At 60.0% G+C, this 14,944-nt stretch carries 15 protein-coding genes and 1 tRNA gene; 7 read left to right on the top strand and 9 right to left on the bottom strand.

The genetic code is table 11. The features are described from left to right. Positions 1 to 136 precede the first annotated feature (136 nt). The 7 genes from B5V02_RS10845 to B5V02_RS10820 form a co-directional block, all read right to left on the bottom strand. Positions 137 to 1,222, bottom strand: a complete 1,086-nt coding sequence (locus B5V02_RS10845; RefSeq protein WP_111544209.1) for a hypothetical protein — start codon at positions 1,220 to 1,222, stop codon at positions 137 to 139. Positions 1,223 to 1,243: 21 nt separating this feature from the next. Continuing rightward, the gene (locus tag B5V02_RS10840; RefSeq protein ID WP_111544208.1) at positions 1,244 to 1,498 is read right to left on the bottom strand and encodes a hypothetical protein; all 255 of its coding nucleotides are present in this window, start codon (positions 1,496 to 1,498) and stop codon (positions 1,244 to 1,246) included. Between the two features lie 283 nt (positions 1,499 to 1,781). Further along, positions 1,782 to 1,871 (bottom strand) — tRNA-Ser (locus B5V02_RS10835). A gap of 198 nt (positions 1,872 to 2,069) precedes the next feature. Further along, entirely contained in the window at positions 2,070 to 2,654 is a 585-nt protein-coding gene (locus tag B5V02_RS10830; protein ID WP_208647069.1) for a site-specific integrase, read from the bottom strand. A gap of 299 nt (positions 2,655 to 2,953) precedes the next feature. Further along, the gene (locus B5V02_RS40060) at positions 2,954 to 3,199 is read right to left on the bottom strand and encodes a hypothetical protein (protein ID WP_146606047.1); all 246 of its coding nucleotides are present in this window, start codon (positions 3,197 to 3,199) and stop codon (positions 2,954 to 2,956) included. A gap of 25 nt (positions 3,200 to 3,224) precedes the next feature. Beyond that, positions 3,225 to 3,437, bottom strand: coding sequence for a hypothetical protein (locus tag B5V02_RS10825; protein WP_111544207.1), 213 nt, complete (start codon positions 3,435 to 3,437; stop codon positions 3,225 to 3,227). An 83-nt stretch (positions 3,438 to 3,520) separates the two neighbouring features. After that, entirely contained in the window at positions 3,521 to 3,787 is a 267-nt protein-coding gene (locus B5V02_RS10820; protein WP_111544206.1) for a hypothetical protein, read from the bottom strand. Positions 3,788 to 3,896: 109 nt separating this feature from the next. On the opposite strand from B5V02_RS10820, the gene B5V02_RS10815 reads away from it, so the two are divergent. From B5V02_RS10815 to B5V02_RS42225, 3 genes are all read left to right on the top strand, one after another. Then, entirely contained in the window at positions 3,897 to 4,127 is a 231-nt protein-coding gene (locus B5V02_RS10815) for a hypothetical protein (protein ID WP_245445850.1), read from the top strand. A 107-nt stretch (positions 4,128 to 4,234) separates the two neighbouring features. Then, positions 4,235 to 4,528 carry a hypothetical protein gene (locus tag B5V02_RS40055; protein WP_146606046.1) on the top strand — a complete coding sequence of 98 codons (294 nt, stop codon included), beginning with the start codon at positions 4,235 to 4,237 and terminating at the stop codon, positions 4,526 to 4,528. Positions 4,529 to 5,761: 1,233 nt separating this feature from the next. Then, the gene (locus tag B5V02_RS42225) at positions 5,762 to 8,389 is read left to right on the top strand and encodes a calcium-binding protein (protein ID WP_281004927.1); all 2,628 of its coding nucleotides are present in this window, start codon (positions 5,762 to 5,764) and stop codon (positions 8,387 to 8,389) included. 111 nt (positions 8,390 to 8,500) lie between these two features. Here B5V02_RS42225 and B5V02_RS40535 read toward each other — a convergent pair whose 3' ends face one another. Next, positions 8,501 to 8,674, bottom strand: a complete 174-nt coding sequence (locus B5V02_RS40535) for a hypothetical protein (RefSeq protein ID WP_167458453.1) — start codon at positions 8,672 to 8,674, stop codon at positions 8,501 to 8,503. Between the two features lie 790 nt (positions 8,675 to 9,464). On the opposite strand from B5V02_RS40535, the gene B5V02_RS10790 reads away from it, so the two are divergent. From B5V02_RS10790 to B5V02_RS10775, 4 genes are all read left to right on the top strand, one after another. Next, entirely contained in the window at positions 9,465 to 10,691 is a 1,227-nt protein-coding gene (locus B5V02_RS10790) for a septal ring lytic transglycosylase RlpA family protein (RefSeq protein WP_111544203.1), read from the top strand. A 103-nt stretch (positions 10,692 to 10,794) separates the two neighbouring features. After that, entirely contained in the window at positions 10,795 to 11,961 is a 1,167-nt protein-coding gene (locus B5V02_RS10785) for a D-alanyl-D-alanine carboxypeptidase family protein (protein ID WP_111544202.1), read from the top strand. 181 nt (positions 11,962 to 12,142) lie between these two features. Beyond that, positions 12,143 to 12,817: a dTMP kinase gene (gene tmk, locus B5V02_RS10780; protein ID WP_167458452.1), complete on the top strand. Its 675-nt coding sequence runs from the start codon at positions 12,143 to 12,145 to the stop codon at positions 12,815 to 12,817. Continuing rightward, positions 12,814 to 13,869, top strand: coding sequence for a DNA polymerase III subunit delta' (locus B5V02_RS10775; protein WP_111544200.1), 1,056 nt, complete (start codon positions 12,814 to 12,816; stop codon positions 13,867 to 13,869). Before tmk ends, B5V02_RS10775 begins: the two co-directional genes overlap by 4 nt. A gap of 154 nt (positions 13,870 to 14,023) precedes the next feature. On the opposite strand, the gene B5V02_RS10770 is transcribed toward B5V02_RS10775, so the two are convergent. Next, positions 14,024 to 14,884: a hypothetical protein gene (locus B5V02_RS10770; RefSeq protein WP_146606045.1), complete on the bottom strand. Its 861-nt coding sequence runs from the start codon at positions 14,882 to 14,884 to the stop codon at positions 14,024 to 14,026. Positions 14,885 to 14,944: the final 60 nt, after the last annotated feature.

Below are 14,944 nucleotides of genomic sequence, written 5' to 3'. Positions count from 1 at the left end.
AGAGGCGATCCGCCGTCTTAGCAGCCTTCGGGGCCGACGGTGCACGCCGTTTGAGATATGGCATCTTGACGGATCTGGGCTCCCTGAGGGAGCCAGCGCCATTTTCGTCGAAGGCGCCAATACCAAGACTTTTCGATCAGGGCTTTCGAAAGGAAGGAAAAATTGCGGATATGCCAGCAAACGCGCCCAGCGCGATCATCAGGACCGCGGCCCCGGAGCTAAGCTTCCCGGCAGCATTTGCGGCAATCATTCCTGGCCCGGCAGTCGCGATACCGATCGCAACAGCACGAATAGAAGCTAGGACAAGCGAGCCGCCAAAGATCATCTGGAGCGAGATGTCTTGGCGTACACGATCTTCTCCGTCGCCCTCTGCCGAAAGGAATAGTCTAATACCGCTAACGCGACTCATCACCTCCGGTTCGGCTGCAAAAACGTAGCGCTTCAAGTCATAACGTGAATCGATGACACTGCGTTTGGCAGATGCAAACTGGATCGAATCGTCATTTGCCTCGGCGACCAAGGCAAGTTCCTTTGGCGTCGGCCGGGCACCATCAGCGTCGATGGGGTGCTCGAACAACCTAAGGCAGTACACCTCGCATTCGTAGCGCTTGCCAGTCCAAAGTCGAAACGCGCCCTGCTCGACAGCACTCGACCGAGGCCAAGTTCCAAACCAGCTTCGGCCGGAGATCCTGCTGATCTGACGTACAGCGAAGAACGCGCTTTGCTCGGCTGCGAACGATTTATGACGGCTCAGCTGCCGTGCGGTCTCCTCAAAGGCTTCGAATGTCAAACGCTGGTGCGGTCGCAACTCAAAGTCGAGGGAGAAGCAATAGAACTCACTCGGCGCTTGAGCTGCGCTAGGCAAGCGCTCGCGACAGGCAGGATTGATTGCTGCGCGCAATTCACCAGTTGTCGCTTCACTGACATAGGCATCGGCAGCAAGAGTAAAAATGTAAGACGTTCCGACGCTCTCAGCCCGAACAATGCGAGCGATGCGAATAGGTATCAATTCATATGGGACTGGATCACCGCTACCGGCTACAAAGCACACTAATGCATACTCGCCGGCGAGTTGCTCGCGAGGAACCCTGTTACGAACATCGTCAGCAAGCCACTTGCCATCGTAGCGGAACTGCAACTGGCCGCCACGTGGAAGCGCCAGCATCCGGATGATATCATCAGCGTAGCGGGCTCGGGCCGACGAAGACAGAAACACGATCATAGCGCCCGATTCCCGAACTGACTAGCGCACGAAGTTCGGCAGACCCGGCTTCGTTTCCCAAATAAGGTGGATCCAACCCTTAGGAACGTAGTGAGATAAGCCCTGACTGTCGAAGATGCGGTGACCGCCGCTGTCGCTCACGTTCAGCCTCTGCGGACTATCGATTCGGACCTTAGCACCCGATTCAAAGTGATACTCGCGCCACGCTTCGCTGGAGATATCGCTGAAAACGAGATCGCTTTCGTTCTTGAATTCCGACGCTGTCGCAGAGGCCATGATGCGGTTCCGTCCTGTCTCTTTTCCAAATTTCATACAGTGATTTGGCCCCTCGTGCAGCTTCATTCTGAGGTGGCGGAGTCCGCCTAGCGGTCGCGCGGCATATTCATCTGGGCAGTTCCATCCTATATGGCGAGCCCAGAAGCCCTGCCCACCGTCGCGGTATGATGGAGACACGCTCGCGTCCGAGCTTGGAATTGTTGGTACGCCCAAGGGGCGTCGAATCCCTGTTACCGCCGTGAAAGGGAAATGCAAAACAGGAGAGGGCAGGAGGCGATGCGGTTGGCGGAGCGAGTGGGATTCGAACCCACGGTACCGTTCCCGGTACGGAAGTTTTCAAGACTTCTGCCTTAAACCACTCGGCCATCGCTCCAAATGTGATATTCTCGTGATATTTGCTAGGTTTCTGTCCTCGCAGAAGGCCGGATTTGCGCCTTTTTGTCCTTTCCCTGCAACGGTTTTCAAGACCGGTGCCTTAAACCGCTCGGCCATTCCTCCAACTAATTGCAATCATTGCGCTTTTGTCTATTTGCAAATGACCCGGAAAAGCCGTTTGCAACGCATTTTGCAACTATTTGCCTTGTCGCTGGCTGCTTATAGCCAGCTGCAATGCCACGTCAACTTGCTCCGCTGCATCGGCCTGCATTCCTGGCATGACATGCGAATATAAATCCAGCGTTATCCCGATATTCGAATGACCCAAGCGCTCGCTTGCTATCTTAGGGTGAACGCCGGCCGAAAGCATTTGCGTGGCATGCATATGCCGCAGGTCGTGAAATCGGATGCGGGGCAGGGACGTCTTGCCGAGAACCCGCACCCACTCATGCGTAAGGGATCGCGGCTGCAATGGCTGGCCGTCTATCTGAGCCACAACGAAGCTGTCACCGTCGGGACGTAGACCAAGGCGAAGCTGTTCCTCGGCTTGCCGCGACCGATGCGCTTTCAGTTCTGCCACTGTGCTAGCCGACAGCGCGACGGTCCGCGCCCTCCCTGACTTCGGTTCCTTGTACCTCACGCCGTCGTCGGTCTGTTCCGCACTTTCCTCAATCGACATCTGTCGGCGATTGTCTCCGAGTTCTAGGTGGCGCCAGCGAAGGGCGAGGATCTCGCCACGACGCAAACCGCACGTGACCGCCAAGAGGATCGGGATAAACATCCTCGTCGGCCGAAGCGTCTCAAGCAGAGTGGCCGTCTGACGAACATCGTAAGACGGATAGACTAAGTTGCGCGGGTGATTTGGGATTTTGTCCCAACAGATGGCGAAACGTTTGCTGTGCGGGGCCTGAGAGCCACCAGCCGGAGCGACGCGGGGATCGTCACGCGCATGCGGGGGAAGTTGCACCCGCGCTTCACGTGACCCGTAAACGTGTCACGTGATGTAACGTTACGTGGCGTTACGCGACGTTTCAGCCAGAGCGTTGCGGGATCGCCACCCGCGTGAAGGGAAAGTTGTACCTAACCAGCAAGCGGCGGACTGGGTGCGATCACCGTCTCCGGTTTTCTTTCACTGATCGATATGATCCCGTGCTTGAAGAAGACCGTGCTGGTTTCGCTGCCAGGAGCGCCTAATTCTGCCGAAACGACAACGAGCTCGAAGTGTCCTTTTGAACTAAGCTGATCCACAAGGCTTTCCAATCGTGCATTTTCGCTCTGGCCGAGATGCTGTCTTCCGTCAGTCGTGGTCACGACAAAATCAGTCATATTGACCTCCTACAACCATTTGGCTTCAATTAGATAGCGAAGTCGGAGGCTCGACCGACGGTCCGGATCGCGGCGTCTTACTCTCTTCGGCTATCACCAGGAGCGCCTCAAGGGTCAGTGCAATGCCCGACATCAGCGCGGAAATATCGGTGTTGCCGCCGGGCAATGCGAGTTCCGCCGCCCTGGTTTGCATGCTGTGACTGAGTTCTTTCAATTTTAGGCGCAGATCGTCGTCCATGACATTCCTCCAGTTGGCTGGAGGGCTAACGCTGCGATTGGAGACCAGTTCCTTTCTATGCGCCCAGGCCCTGACGGGCGCCCCTATGGCTGAAGCAGGGCAGCACCATATTGCGCCCACAACTGCTCGCAGTCCTTTGCTCTCAGGCTTGGAGTGCCCCATTCGCCATAGAAGACCATCGCTGCATGGACGTCATATCCAAGCACCGACGCATTGGCGACGAACTGGATGGCGTTCCCGAGGCGAGTAGCAGCAAGCTGGACTTCCGCTTTGGTGGTGAGGTCAAGCACCCCAAGAATTTCGGCGTCGTTATTCCTGGCAGCCAACACCGCGCCTACAGTCGCAAGCATAGCAGTCTCCGCTAATATATTAACCACGCAAGAGCGGACTTTGTTCCATTAGCCGAACTGCATAGCGCTCGGACCGCAAACCAACACGGACAAGCCAGCCTTCGCACTGATGGCCGACAGGGCGACAGGCAAATATATCGGGTCGGCTTTCATCATCTTGAACCGAGAGATGCGCGAACGGCTATGGAATCGCGTTCAGCAGCACGCGGGCACGGCGCCGAAGGGTATGAAGCGGCCCGCAACTCAATGGGCAAAGCCGGGCCTCATTGGCCGCGTGAAGCATCTGCGCGGTGAGCCAAAGCTGCGCGATGCATCTGTGCAGGATTTTCGGGAAGAATGAGCAAACGCACGCGAGGAATGGAACATTAGATACTGCTAATAGTTCTTTAGTCAGCAGGGGCAAACCAACACCCCAAGTCGCACAGCGCTCAAACCGGGAGAAATATCATGCAACGGCTTATGTTCACATCAGTTGTAATCGCTTTGTCGGCTGGCCTGTCGTTGTCACAAGCCGCCACGCCCGTTCAACATAAACACGGTATCAGAACGAATTATGGTGCGGCCGGCGGCATGAAGCTTGACCCCACCATAACGGGCGGTACGTCGAAACCGAATGCGGCAAAAGATTGTGCCACCGGCCAGCAGACCGGCAGTGCACAGTCCTCGGCGCCTGGTCAGGCGACAGTCGACGCGAAGGGCGCCGCCCCTGGCCAGATGGAAAAGACAGCTGCGCGCTGCTGAACCATCGCCGCCCGCTTCAAGGAGATCGGTGCGGATCGAGGAGGAGAAGCCGGGTCTGATCGGCCGCGTAAAACACTTGCGCGGCGAAGAGGACCTGCGGCACGCCTCGCTGCAGGATTTCAGGGAAGAGTAAGGGCCAACGCCTGCTCCCGCCGTCGCTGGTACATCCGCAGTCGACGGCGGGTGCCGGATTTAAAGCTTGCACCGGCCACTGCGGGAGGTCCCGCGCTAGTGAATTTACATCCACATCAGCAGTCACTCAATTAGGGCTAAGTGCGGGTGGCCATCATCCTTTCAGGGGCTTTGCCGGTCCATCGGGCCGCAAATATACGGTTACAAATACCGGTTCGATGACGGCTTGTTCAAGTTGCCTTTTACTAAGTATCCAAAGATTCGAACGCCGGACGTGCAGCGGTTTCGAGACGAGCACCGTCAACGCCTCATCGACGAAGGAACTCGCCAGTTCATCGTTCCACTAGAGGCCGTCGTCCAAAAGTGGCGCGAGATTGTCAATAAATTCAATTAGCGGCAACGCCTTCTCATCTTCATGTCGCCGATGAGTTGACCTCATGTCGCGCGTCAGGCGCGCGACATGGAACAGCCGGTGAACGGGTTGCTACGATTTTTGCAACGCAACGCTACGGTATGAGGCGGGACAGCCTAGCACGATAGGCACGCACAAGAGCGCAACGCGTTGACAGGCAAGGAGTTAGCAGTGTCGAACGGGAAGGGGAGGGACGCCAGCAACCGAATTTCAAGACCGGTGCCTTAAACCGCTCGGCCATTCCTCCATCGTGATTTTTCAATCACTTAGGCTTTACGCTGCCGACTGGTTTCGGCCCATTGGCACCGGATTGGCACCGAAGGCGTTCCCAACCGGTTCGCTGTTCATTCCTGTAGTGCGGCATTGAGGGCCGCGTCAAACACCGCTGCGGCGCCTTCCTGCCGCTCTGCAACAGATGCGCATAAATGTTCAGCGTGACCGATGGGATTGGCATGGCCAGCGCTGGCCGAAACCAGATGCGCCGGCAACAGGCGCAAGTCGTGGAACGCCAGATGCGGGCGCCAGCAGTAGAGGCGAGAATTATCCATTTTTCCATTAGGAAATACTAATAATCGAGGTTATGGTTCCGACGGACGCAGCGTCAGGCACCGCGTAGCGATGCCCTGGCCGATGGTGGTATGAACATCACGAAATTCGGTGATCCGGGCACCTGCCCATGGGGGACTGGCATGGCTTTGACCACCACCTACTCCGTCGCGCCGCTGCTCGAGCGTATCTTCCCGGCCGCGGACCCCGCCTCGAACTCGGACACAGTGGCCTTGACCGGCGGCGGCTTCGCGACCGTTGCCGACGTTCCCGGGGGGGTATCTGTCCCCATCTTCTACGACGCCGCCGGCAACCAGCAGCCCCAGCTTATCGCCTCATTTGCCCCCGATGCCAAAATCGCGCAGCTGACGGATGGCACCGTTGCCATCGTGGGAACGCATAGTGGCGTGGGCATTGATTTGGTCATGCAGACGGCCACCGGCATCATCATCGGTCCATCTACTATTTCGGTTGCAACCGCCTCGAACCCCAACGTCGCCGCCGTAGCCGACGGCGTTGTCGTTGCCTATCAGGTGCCCAACGGTGGGGCAAACAATGACATCCTGATCTACAAATCCACCTCCGGGGATTCCTTCTTTACATTTGGCGTGGACTCTTCACCGGCCAACGACCAGAACGCCAGCGTGGCGGGGCTCGCCGACGGCGGCGTCGCTGTTGCCTGGGAACGGATGGACGCTGGCGGCAACAGCGCGATCTGGTACGCCGTCTACAACCACGACGGCTCCGTGCGGAAGCCGCCAGCCGAGCTCTCTGCCGGCCACCAGGCGAATGTGACGGCACTCCAATCCGGCGGTTTCGCGATCGGGCTCGCCAGTGATGTGTTCTTGGGAGGACAGACCGACGCACTGGTGGCAAGCTTCGATTCGGCCGGACAGCTCGTGCAAAGCCGTGCGGTGGGCCAGCTGCCCACCGATGACAGCGAGGTCGCCGTTACACAACTCTCCAACGGCATGGTCCTGTCGACCTTCACCAACCTTTTCGACGCCGTCCACGATGATCACGATATCCGCGGGGCACTGTATGATCCAGTGACCGGATATATCAGCGACCCTGCCGACCCGCTGAAAATCGACTACTCGGCGGACGACAACTCTCAATCATCGGTCTCGGCGTTTGGCCTTGCGCAGTTCGTGGTGAGCTACAGCAGCAACACATCAGGTGATGTCACTCAAAAGACCTTCCAGCTTGTGCGGACCGTCACCGGCGACGACGCCGCCGACAGCTTCACCGGCGATGATGCCGTTGATATCGTGAATGGCCTGGGCGGCAGCGACAACCTCGCCGGCGGCGCCAATAACGACACGCTCAATGGTGGCGACGGCAACGACTATCTCGTTGGCGGCAACGGCAACGATACGCTGAACGGCGGAACGGGGGCTGACGCCTTGCTGGGTGGTGCCGGCAACGACGCCTACTTTGTCGACAATGCGAGCGACGTGGTCGATGAGGGCAGCGCAGCCCTCGGCGCTGGCATCGATACCGTCAACGGCTACATCTCGATCAACCTTGCCGACACCGCCCAGTTCATCGGCAATATCGACAATGTGGCGCTGCGTGGGCCGACCAGCATCAATGCGACCGGCAATGGCTTGAACAACACGCTGACTGGCAACTCCGGCAACAACATCCTCAACGGCGGTGCGGGCGCCGACCACATGATCGGTGCGCAGGGCAACGACTCCTACTATGTCGACAATGCGGGCGACGTGGTCAATGAGGGCAGCATGTTCCTCGGCGCTGGCGTCGACACCGTCAACGGCTACATCTCGATCAACCTTGCCGACACCGCCCAGTTCATCGGCAACATCGACAATGTGGCGCTGCGCAGCGCGGCGAACATCAATGGCACCGGCAATTCCATTGCCAACACCATCACCGGCAACAGTGGCAACAACATTATCGACGGAATGGGCGGCGCCGATACAATGAGCGGTGCTCAAGGCAACGACACCTACTATGTCGACAATGCCGGGGATCATGTCATTGAGGCTAACGGCCAGGGCACCGATAATGTGCAGGCCTATGTCAGCTTCAACCTGTCCGGCCAGGAGCTGGAGAACCTGCAACTGCGCAGCGCCGCGTCCATCAACGGCACCGGTAACTCGATTGCCAACATCATCAATGGCAACAGTGGCAACAACATCATCGACGGCCTTCTCGGCGGCGACACCATGAGCGGCGCTCAAGGCAACGACACCTACTATGTCGACAATGCCGGCGATCACGTGATCGAAGCGAACGGCCAGGGCACCGACAATGTGCAGGCCTATGTCAGCTTCAACCTTTCCGGCCAGGAGCTCGAAAACCTGCAACTGCGCAGTGCCGCATCCATCAACGGCACCGGCAATTCCATTGCCAACACCATCACCGGCAATTCGGGAGCGAATGTCATCAACGGCCTCGGCGGCAACGACACACTGTCAGGCAGCACCGGCCATGACAGTTTCGTCTTCACTACGGCGCTCAATGCTTCGACCAATGTCGACCACATCACCGACTTTTCGATCGCCGACGACACCATCCAGGTCGACAACGCGATCTTCGCAGCGCTTGGCGGCAATGGCACGCTGACGGCCGCCGCCTTCCACATAGGGGCAGTGGCCACAACTGCCGCCCAGCACATCCTCTACGACTCGGCGAACGGCTGGCTGAGTTACGATGCCGATGGCAATGGCGCTGGCGCCGCCAGCCATTTCGCCACGCTCACTATGGGGCTCGCAATGACCAACAACGATTTCTTGGTTGTGTGAATTCGCAATGCGGCAGCCGGATGAAACGATGTTCAAGGTTACCGACGGGTTGGCGTGACGCCCTGGAGCCGCGATCGGACGTCGACCAAGGCCGAGATGGCATTGCGCCTGCTACATTCGCGAGGCTTGCACGGTCTGAAGCTGGTCGAAAGAACCTGCGTCTGACATTGCAATCAACCGTGCACCGGCAAATGCGGCCAGAATCATGAAAACCGCCGTGACATCAAGGAAGGCGGACGACGCAAAAATGCTCGTGCTCTGGACATAGCAACTTGCGAATTCCATGACGCGCACCCCTTCAAAGCTCAACAAAGAGCGGCCCCACACCGCCCCTCGACAAGCATGATCTTGATTTGGGGAAAATTCAAGCGGTTGCTAATATGCGGCGACGCGGCGACTATGCGGGGGTGAATCTCGCGACACGGCGCCGACTTTCAGCGCGATCAGGCCAGACAGAATTACGATTGCCAAAAGGATAAGCGCCCACGATACGGCGGTGCGAGAGGGCCGGCAGCGGCGCCGCTGCTTAGCGCGCTTTCGCCACCGATCAGCCTGATTGGCTCCTTGATGACGCTGGACCTTGCCCACGCCCCTGTCTCCCCAGACAGACGGGAGAATGCGTCCGCTGCGCGAGAGAGTCTAGATCTCGCCAGATCGGCTCGTCGATCAGCGGCGCCGTGCCTTTCGGATTTCTAATGGAGGTCAACAAGCACGCGATCACCGTGACTAAGGCCGTCGTCGCCACAATAGGAACCGGCGAAGAAGCCGTCTCGTACAATCTGCCGGTGGGATACAGGGCAGGGGAGGAACCGGGCTTGGCGGGGTCATTTCGGCGATCAAGCAAGAATGGCCGACCGCATGCGTGCTCCGTCCAACCTGCCGGCTGACCATGCGAGGCGCCGGCGCCACAATATTGCCCGGTTCCGGCCATAATCGATTAATACCGTGATAAACAATTCCTGGGTACAAAGGATCGGGGTTCAAGGCGTCGTTGGTATTGTCGAGTGAGTGCTTTGGCTCCTCTGACGGTCAGCTTCGGCGTCTTTCATTGAGACTGTAGGGGACATCTGAAAAAATGCAGGCTGTGACGCACCCGCGTCTTCGTCGCGCTGCTACAGTCGCGTTGTTGGCCGCATCGGCTGCCTTGCTGGCGGCTTGTGCATCGCCTGAACCGAAAGCGATGGTCTACAAGAAGACCCACTCCAAGGAATATTTCTCCGAATCCGAATATGGCGTGAAGGCAAGCCCGCGCGTGGCCTTCCGGGGCGGGCGGCTGCAGCGTGGCGGCGGGCGTGACCAGCTCGGCAAGCCCTATCAGGTCCGGGGCAGGTGGTATTATCCCAAGGAAGACAAGCACTACGCCAAGGTCGGTCTGGCCTCCTGGTATGGCGATGCCTTCCACGGCCGGCTTACCGCCAATGGCGAAGTCTACGACATGACGCATCTGACGGCGGCGCATCCGACCATGCCGCTGCCAAGCTATGCCCGCGTCACCAATCTCAAGACCGGCAGCTCGGTCATCGTGCGCGTCAACGATCGCGGCCCCTATCACGAAGGCCGCATCATCGATGTGTCGGAGCGCGCCGCCCAAATGCTTGATTATGCCAACATCGGCACCGCCCAAGTGAAGGTCGAATATGTCGGCCGCGCACCGCTTGACGGCGATGACGACCAGTATCTGATGGCCTCCTACCATCCCGGCAACCGGGCGCCGGATCCGTCGGATGGGCTGCCGACCGGCGTCATGGTCGCCATGAACGGACCGTCGCCCAGCCTTCCCGTCGGTGCCGCCGCCGTACCGTTTCCTGGCCAGTTGACCGATTCAGGGACGGCTCAGCCGGTCATGCCGGCGCAGTCGCCGGCCTATGGCGATCTGGCATTGCCGGATTTCGGCCCGATCGTGCCGGAACGCCCGGAGATCAACCTGCCGCCGCAATCGCCGTTTGCCGTGGCCTCGCTTTCCTATGCGGACGAGCGGGTAGAGCGCGCCTCGAACGCCTTTGCAGCACTCGGAGGCGAGGGCATGTCACCGGCCGAAGTGCTTCAATCGTGGAAGCGGCAGTCGCCGCCGACCGGTTCGCCCGATTACGTCGCGGCGGGCTCGTTCGAGGATGCGGCGGAGGCCAAGCGCGTTGCCGCTCAGCTTGCCGCATTCGGCAAGATCGAGATCCAACGTTCAGAACTCGATGGCGAGGATTGGTATTCGGTCAATCTCTATCCCGATGGCCATCGCAATCTGGATGATTTGCTGCAGGCAGCCTGGTCGCATGGCGCGCCGGATGCGCTGGCTGTGCGCAACTGAGCGGAAGCCATGTCGGATTTCCGTTGCGCGGTTGATCCGCCGCTGAAAAAGCCCGATACTTTTTGCGGGCTTGCCGGACGTGCCGGCCAACGGGTCGAATTTAATGCAATTTCGCTTGCTCCAGCCTTTCACCGGGCTTCTGTTTTTTTGCCTGCTATTGCTTTCCCTGGCTCCGGCCAGTGCGCAGCTTTTCGAGACCAAGGCAGCGCAGGTCTTCATGATCGATGCAGAGACCGGGACGGTGCTGTTTTCGAAGGACGCCGACAAGCCGATACCGCCGGCTTCGATGGCCAAGCTGATGACCATGGAAGTGGTTTTCAACGCCATAAAGTCCGGACGCCTGAAGCTCGATGATACGTTCGTGGTCAGCGAAAACGCCTGGCGCAGAGGTGGTGCGCCCTCGGGAACATCGACGATGTTTGCCAAGCTCAAATCGTCGATCCGGCTCGAGGACCTCATTCAGGGCGTAACGGTGCAGGCGGCCAATGACGGCTGCATCGTCATTGCCGAAGGCATGGCCGGGTCGGAGGACAATTTTGCCGCGCAGATGACCGAACGCGCCCGCCAGATCGGCCTCAAGACATCGACCTTCGTCAATTCGACCGGCCTGCCGGCGGATGGCCAGCAGACGACCGTGCGCGAGCTGGCGCTACTGGCCGTGCATCTGTGGCGCGATTATCCGGATTTCTACCGCTACTATGGGCAGAAGGATTTTACCTGGAACAAGATCTCGCAGAGGAATCGCAATCCGCTTCTGGCGATGGATATCGGGGGCGACGGCCTGGCGGTCGGCGCGAGCGAGGCGTCAGGCTTCGGCATCGTCGGTTCGGTCAACCACAACGGCACGCGGGTGATCGCGGCGATGAGCGGGCTGGCCAGCGACAAGGAGCGTGCCGAAGAGGCGCGAAAGCTGCTCGACTGGGGTGCTCGCTCTTTCGAGAAGACCGAAATTTTCGCCAAGGACGAGGTGGTCGGCGAAGCCCAGGTTTTTGGCGGTGCGAAATCCGGGGTGGCGCTGAAGGCCAAGGGCCCGATCGAGATCTTCCTGCCGATCACCAACCGCGACAAGCTGACGGCCAAGATCGTCTACACCGGCCCGGTTGCCGCTCCGGTGGAGGAAGGGCAGCCGGTGGGCGCGCTGCGCGTCTGGATCGGCGACACGCTCAGCCAGGAGACGCCGCTTTTCGCCGCCGAGTCGATCGGCGTCGGCACATTGCCGCAGCGCGCGCTCGACGCCGTCAAGGAACTGGCGATCGGCTGGCTGCGCTAGAGCGGTTCATCGTTTCACAGAAACGCAGAACCGCTCTATCTCTTTGCCTTGACGCAATTCCGGACGGAAAACCGTTTCACACTTTTCCTGGAATTGCTCTAGCGCCGACGGCATAGACGTTTGCCCCAACGCGGACTATCTAGACGCTATAACACCCGCAAGCATGGCAAAGGCTTTTCGATTGGCGCGCGGATTTTTCATCACCTTCGAAGGCGGCGAAGGAGCAGGCAAGTCGACGCAGATCGAGCGGCTGGCCAGGAAGATGCGCGCCAAGAGATATGATGTCCTCCTCACCCGTGAACCTGGCGGCTCGCCGGGCGCCGAAGCGGTCAGGCATGTGCTGCTTTCGGGCGCCGCCGAACCATTCGGGCCGAAGATGGAGGCGCTGCTGTTCGCCGCCGCGCGCTCCGACCATGTCGAGCAGGTCATCCGGCCGGCGGTCGAGCGTGGCTCCATCGTGCTTTGCGACCGCTTCCTGGATTCCTCACGCGTCTACCAGGGCGTCACCGGCGGCATCGACCCGGGGTTCATGGATAGGCTGGAGCAGGTCGCCATCAACGGCATGATGCCGGACATGACGCTGATCTTCGACATCGATCCGGCGGAGGGCCTCAGGCGCGCGACGCTGCGGCGCGGCACCGAAGCAACCGCCGACCGCTTCGAAAAGGAGACGCTGGCGATCCATCAGGCCCGCCGCGAGGCGTTTCTGGCGATCGCCGCGGCCGAGCCGGAACGCTGTATCGTCGTCGACGCCGCCGCCGATCCCGACACGGTCGAGAATGTCGTCACCGCCGCCGTGTTCGCGGCGCTGGAGGAAAGAACGCCTTCGCGCAACAGACAGGCAACGCCGGCATGATCTTCGAGCGCATCGCCCCGGAGCAGCACGACACGCTGGACGGCGTGCCCGAGCCATCAGAGACACCCCGTCTGGTCGGACACAGGCAGGCCGCGGGAATGCTGACCGCCGCCTATCGCGCGGGAAAGCTGCCGCATGCGCTGATCTTCTCCGGGCCGGTCGGCATCGGCAAGGCGACGCTCGCCTTCCATCTGGCGCATCACCTCTTGAAGCACCCGGACTTCGCGCAGGCGCCGGAAAGCCTTGCCATTCCTGATCCGGCCTCGTCGCTGTTTCGCCAGATCGCCACCGGCGCGCATCCCTCGGTGCTGCATCTGACCCGTCCGCTCAACGACAAGACCAAGAGCTTCAAGACCGTCGTCACCGTCGATGAGATCCGCAAGGTCAGCCGCTTCCTGTCGCTGACCTCGCATGACGGCAGCTACCGGGTCGTCATCGTGGACCCGGCCGACGACATGAACACCAATGCCGCCAATGCCTTGCTGAAGAATCTCGAAGAGCCGCCGGCACGAACGCTGTTCATCCTGATCGTCCATGCGCCGGGCAGCCTGCTGCCGACGATCCGGTCGCGCTGCCAGGTGGTGCGACTGACACCGCTCGATGCCGACGACCTGATGGCGGTGCTGGAAACCGCCGAACCGCCACCGCCGCACGATCCTGCCGCGCGCGCGGCGCTGGCCGAGCGGGCAGGGGGCAGCGCGCGCAGCGCCATCCTGTTGACGCAATATGGCGGGCTGGAAATCGCCTCGACGCTCGACGCCCTGGTGGCGGCAAGAAAGAACGATGTCGGCGGCGCGTTTCGCCTTGCCGAGGCTGTCGCCGGCCGTGACCAGGCGATCCAGTTCGACATCTTCAACCGCCGGGCGCTGGAGCTGTTGTCGGACGCGGCAAGCCAGGCAGCGCTGGCGGGCGACCTCGCACGGGCCAAAACGCTGTCGGACACCTGGCATGAGGTGCTGGACGCTATATCCGAGACCGACACCTACAATCTCGACAAGAAGCAGCACGCCCTGACCATGATCGAGCGCCTGAATTCCGCAATGCGGATGTGACGGTTTCTTTGTGCATGCCGTTGCCCCAAAACCGGGGCCACTTTTGGGCGACATGCATGGCTTGGGATGGCAATCGCCATTCCAGGGAGGCTGTCGGCGTGCGCCGTCCGCTTTCAGGCGCCGGTCGTGTTCTCCTCCAGCAGTCGGATCGCGGCTATTCGGGGCGGCGCCGTGCGTGCTGGCTCGCTCGCTGCACCGCGAGCGCGGCATCATACTTTGCGCGATTGGCCCAATAGATGGTGGCGAACAGCAGCGCCTGGTCGCGGAACGGAACGTGGTCCACCGTATCCGTGGCGGCTTCGGCTTCGATCCAGTCGGCGTGAAAGTCGGAGGCTCCCATCCTGTCGCCGCCGAGAGCCATCTGCTGGAAGCGATACATGTGGTCCTCGATATCGAGATAGCGATCGGCCCAGACGATCGACCATTGCCGGTTCTGCATGGTGAATCTGCGAATCCAGCGCTCGCTCAGGTCCATGTCCCCTTCGGGTTTGGAATACATGACGTTCCGGCGCGCTTCGAGCAATGTGTTGGTGGCGACGACTTCATTTTCGCGCCACAGAAGCCGCATGGCCGGATCGTTCAGAAATCGGTCTGCGTAAATGGGATGAGGAAACGCGCTTTCCCTCAGCCCATCGATCTTGAAATAGACCAGCAGTTCGGAAGCCACGCTCGCTTCGAGTTCGTTGCGCTCCATCTTGCCGTGGAAAGCCTCGAATCCGATACCCGGAATGAAGGGCATGTGCGCGGCGTGCCAGATTTCGTGCAGAAGGTAGAGATCCTCGATGGCCGGAGCCGCATAGTCATCCCGGCGCATTGTCAGCCCCCACCAGGTGCAGAAGTGCGCGCGCTCCAGGCGGTCGTTGGTGGTCTCGCAGCTGAAGCGCGGCAGGCGGGCATACTGATCGACGATGCTGTGAATATAGCCGCCTTTGCGATGCGAGGATCGGAATGCTTCTGTTTTCCAGTGCACCAAGCAGTGAGCGTGGACATCGTCGCTCGTCACCAGCGGGATCAAATGTTTCATGAAAACGGCCCAGAATTCGGACTGGCCATGCCGATCCGCTCCGCCATGCCT

The sequence above is a fragment of the Mesorhizobium kowhaii genome, from assembly GCF_003253745.1.
GTDB lineage: Bacteria > Pseudomonadota > Alphaproteobacteria > Rhizobiales > Rhizobiaceae > Mesorhizobium > Mesorhizobium kowhaii.
This window is presented reverse-complemented; position numbering and strand designations above follow the sequence as displayed.

Bases quoted from the DNA above. Each gene is read 5' to 3' on its own strand.
- B5V02_RS10785 (WP_111544202.1), top strand. From the start codon at position 10,795: ATGCAATTTCGCTTGCTCCAGCCTTTCACCGGGCTTCTGTTTTTTTGC.
- B5V02_RS10825 (WP_111544207.1), bottom strand. From the start codon at position 3,437: ATGGACGACGATCTGCGCCTAAAATTGAAAGAACTCAGTCACAGCATG.
- B5V02_RS10775 (WP_111544200.1), top strand. From the start codon at position 12,814: ATGATCTTCGAGCGCATCGCCCCGGAGCAGCACGACACGCTGGACGGC.
- B5V02_RS10845 (WP_111544209.1), bottom strand. From the start codon at position 1,222: ATGATCGTGTTTCTGTCTTCGTCGGCCCGAGCCCGCTACGCTGATGAT.
- B5V02_RS10830 (WP_208647069.1), bottom strand. From the start codon at position 2,654: ATGTTTATCCCGATCCTCTTGGCGGTCACGTGCGGTTTGCGTCGTGGC.
- B5V02_RS40055 (WP_146606046.1), top strand. From the start codon at position 4,235: ATGCAACGGCTTATGTTCACATCAGTTGTAATCGCTTTGTCGGCTGGC.
- B5V02_RS42225 (WP_281004927.1), top strand. From the start codon at position 5,762: ATGGCTTTGACCACCACCTACTCCGTCGCGCCGCTGCTCGAGCGTATC.
- B5V02_RS40535 (WP_167458453.1), bottom strand. From the start codon at position 8,674: ATGGAATTCGCAAGTTGCTATGTCCAGAGCACGAGCATTTTTGCGTCG.
- B5V02_RS10790 (WP_111544203.1), top strand. From the start codon at position 9,465: ATGCAGGCTGTGACGCACCCGCGTCTTCGTCGCGCTGCTACAGTCGCG.
- B5V02_RS10820 (WP_111544206.1), bottom strand. From the start codon at position 3,787: ATGCTTGCGACTGTAGGCGCGGTGTTGGCTGCCAGGAATAACGACGCC.
- B5V02_RS10840 (WP_111544208.1), bottom strand. From the start codon at position 1,498: ATGGCCTCTGCGACAGCGTCGGAATTCAAGAACGAAAGCGATCTCGTT.
- B5V02_RS40060 (WP_146606047.1), bottom strand. From the start codon at position 3,199: ATGACTGATTTTGTCGTGACCACGACTGACGGAAGACAGCATCTCGGC.
- B5V02_RS10815 (WP_245445850.1), top strand. From the start codon at position 3,897: ATGGCCGACAGGGCGACAGGCAAATATATCGGGTCGGCTTTCATCATC.